The sequence below is a fragment of the Acetivibrio sp. genome (assembly GCF_035371925.1).
GTDB lineage: Bacteria > Bacillota > Clostridia > Acetivibrionales > Acetivibrionaceae > Hungateiclostridium.
Window position 1 is genome coordinate 1 of record NZ_DAORXT010000153.1, and the last position, 3,556, is coordinate 3,556.

General features: G+C 39.3%; 1 protein-coding gene and 1 pseudogene. Both read right to left on the minus strand.

The features are described from left to right. Positions 1–370: 370 nt before the first annotated feature. The gene (locus PLH43_RS13275) at positions 371–3,319 is read right to left on the minus strand and encodes a DEAD/DEAH box helicase family protein (protein ID WP_324363909.1); all 2,949 of its coding nucleotides are present in this window, start codon (positions 3,317–3,319) and stop codon (positions 371–373) included. Then, positions 3,320–3,556, minus strand: a pseudogene (locus PLH43_RS13280) (site-specific DNA-methyltransferase); the annotation flags it as partial.

Here is a 3,556-nt window from a genome sequence, read left to right on the forward strand (position 1 = left end):
ATTCTAACTTATTTTGGCCGTTTTGTCTGTCTTAATTTCTGGTATCATTATATTCTCCACAAAATGCCATATTCCTTCATTTGTTCAACCGCAAGTTTCGACAAATTATCTCTTCAAAACATCCTGCAGTAGTTTAAAACTGTTTCCTTGCAAAGAGATGCTCCAGAACCCTGCCTTCTATATTAATCAGTAACTTGCAGTATTCGATAAGACGGCTGGCATCCTTTCAAATGTTATCTTTAAGTCACCAAAATACTGCAATTAAAGGATGACCAGCAGAAGTCCTGACTGTCTAATCGAATGTAGTAAATGAAATAATGCTGGAGTTAATTATTCTCTCCAGCAATTATTATACAATAATATCCGCGTCTCAAATATCCTCAAAGTATGAAAACAAATCACCCTCAACCATATACCTTGTCAACCTTTCCAGGCGCAGAATATCCCTGACAGAAGCCCCATTGTTTTTCTTTGAATAAAATGAATTTTCACCAAGCAACACATAGTACCATTTGCAGTTCATCCTGTCATCCGGCTTCAGAGCATTCACTTTCTTCAGCCAGTCAAGAGTCGCTTTCTCCTTATTCAAGACATTCTGATTGTCCATATCCCTGTCAGCTTTGGTCTCCACAAGATAAATTTCATCCTTGAGTTTTACAATAAAATCAGGAAAATACGAAGCAATCATACCGTCTTTTCTGATGTAGTTCAAATAGGCAAAGGTGTGATAGTTTTCTTTAATTTTAATTATGGATTCCACTTCCGAATCGGTATCGCAAAATATTATGAAGTCTCTTTCAAAACCTCCTTTGTTGCTGGGAAAAGGCAGCCTGCTGTATATCGACTTGGATACCTCTACCGAATAGTTCTCCCTCATCTTCATTGTGTCGATTTCTGAGAAATACTTCCTGAGCACTACCGCCTCGGATATCTCAACATTGTTTTGCATCTCGTATATAGCCTTGCTTATTTCCTTTATTATATGCTCCACAATCCCTGATTTGGTCAGCAGCAACACCCTCCAGTTATTATCTTCAAATGGATCAAACGGCTGGTCAAAAAGCCTTGTCCGTATGAATTTGTCGATTACCGCAGCAAGTTCCGCATTGTTAATCTGCATGAACGGAAACCTTTCCTTTTTTCTTATCCCGACACGTTCTATGGAGGAGGATATGGCACCGATTATCTTGCCAATATACTCATTATAGCTTTTTGAGTTAAATACCTGGGCAGAAACCTCATAATTCCCGAACCTCGTCTTTACAGTAATTTCCTCAGAATAAAAAGTATCGTCCTTTTGTGAAACAAACATTTTAAGTGTTTTTAATGGGTAAGAACTGTATGGCATCATAATGTCAGGAGAAAGTTTTTTATATACAATGGTTTCCTCCCTGTCCTTGACAATAATCGGGAAAAACATATCATAATTCCTATAGTCCTCTTTTAAACCTACATTAATCAAATCGCCAACTATGCTTTCCCTGCTGTCTTTCATGTCTCCAGCTTCATTAACCAGCCCTTCCTTTATCAATTCGTCATAGAACTCAATAAACCGTGGATGTTCTATAATGCTTAATATGTCAAGGTAATTTGAAGGCTCCTGTTTCTTCTGGAGCAGCTTTATCCTGTTCTCCTGTTTTATGTCATCATAATCGTTTTCCCTCCACATAAGCCGTAAGCCCCTTCCCACAATCTGTTCAAGCAGGATAGGCGCTTCACTGGAACGGAGGGGGACAATAACACAAATATTGTTTACATCGAACCCCTCTCTCAACATCAAAACCGATACAATAATTTTGGGTTTTTCATAGGAATCAATATTAAATAGCTTACGTTTCAATTCATTCCATTCGCTTAAGGGTATATTTCCCTTTTTATCCGAGTCAACCTGTAAAACATCCTCTTCATCAAGACCTTCATAGCGTGTCAGATATTCAACAACAAGCGGAGAAACTTTCGTATCCTCACATATGACAAGCATCTTTGGGTATTTATTTGTAATTCCTGCTTTATCCTTTGTGAAATCCACAAACTGCTTCTCTAAAATTCTTAGTTTTTGCAGTCCTGCCCGAAGCATTATCTTTTGACCTTCCGAAAGACCTACTACATTATTTCCTTCCCTGACTGCTTTATAATCAAGTTGTGCAAGTTCCTCAGAGGCAATTTCCTTACGCTTATCAAGGACAATGGTTTTAACAAGTCCTTTATGGATAGCAGTCTTTAAATCAAAGTCTACAATAATATGCGGAAAATAATGCTTTGTCCTTTTCTGACCGCTTCCCGTAACGTTATAGGGTGTAGCGGAAAAGTCAATCTGGATGAATCTCTCACCTTTTCCTGAAGCTATTTCATTCAGGCTCTTCTGCCATTCAACTTCCATGACTTCACCGGCAACTTTTACCTCATGGATATGGTGGGCTTCATCATTTATTACAACAATATCTTTTAGTTTCGCCAAATACTCGATCTCGCTGCCTTTCAAATAATTATTGTCTAAGGTGTCCAATGAGTGTCCTGCGGTTGTGCCGGGTGAAATAGGTCTTAAATCCTGAAGTATTACTGCAGGATTCTCAAGGGGATCATCAGTATCGGTTTCTTCCTCATCGGCTCCAGCAAGCAGATGCCAGTTAGTTATCGCAATTAAACCGTCACCGGTTACTTTGCGGCCAATTTCCTCTTTTCTGGCAACACTGTTTTGTATAAAACTGAACAGTGTGCTTTTATATGCTTCAGGCACAAACAATTCCCTGTATTTATAAAAATCGGACGTTTCAAAATTTCTGACACCGCTTTCGGTTTCCTTTCCAAGGTAAGCATCCAGAAGTCTTTCATATACTATAAGCCCAGGAGCCACAAGCAGAAAGTTTTTTGAGTACCTGCCCGAAGGCTTGTCCTCATATTTTGCATTCAGGTACTGCCATATCAGCAGTGCATTCATTACCCAAGTTTTACCCGTACCTGTAGCCATTTTCATTGCATATTTGGGATAGCTGTATTTTATATTATTTAACTCCACCAATCCCATCTCGGCAAGAATCTCTTCATTTACTGAAGTATACATGTCAAATACATTTTTTGATTTCAGTATTTCATGTACGTATATAGTGTTCAGTATAGCCTGCTTCTGCCCCTGATGGAAATTAAACCTCCGCTGGTCGCAAAATGTATCGGTAAACCAATATCTCAGCAAGTCCTGCGTCACCGGAGTAACACCATTCATTAACTCTCCCGAATCCCATGCTTCATTGGTTATCCTTGTAAGCTCTGCCGCAAATTTTAGCGGAACATCTCTTGTCCCGATATTTTTAGATATAGGCATTTACTGCACCTCCTCTATGGCAACGCTCTCAAATCCGAAAATGTCAACGGCTTTCACGCAGACCTTGCGCTTACCTTCTTTCTTTGGAACAATAAGTTCCGTGCTCGTTACAACCTTATACGGATCACTGTCATTTCCTGTATTATCCCTGTAGTCCTGCCATTTGCTTATAAACACTTCGCCATTGTAATCAGGGTCAACACTCCAATATTCAATCAGAGCCAGAGGATCTTTTGC

What these genes read in the sequence shown, in the direction of transcription:
- PLH43_RS13275 (WP_324363909.1), bottom strand. Translation starts at nt 3,319, where the DNA reads ATGCCTATATCTAAAAATATCGGGACAAGAGATGTTCCGCTAAAATTT.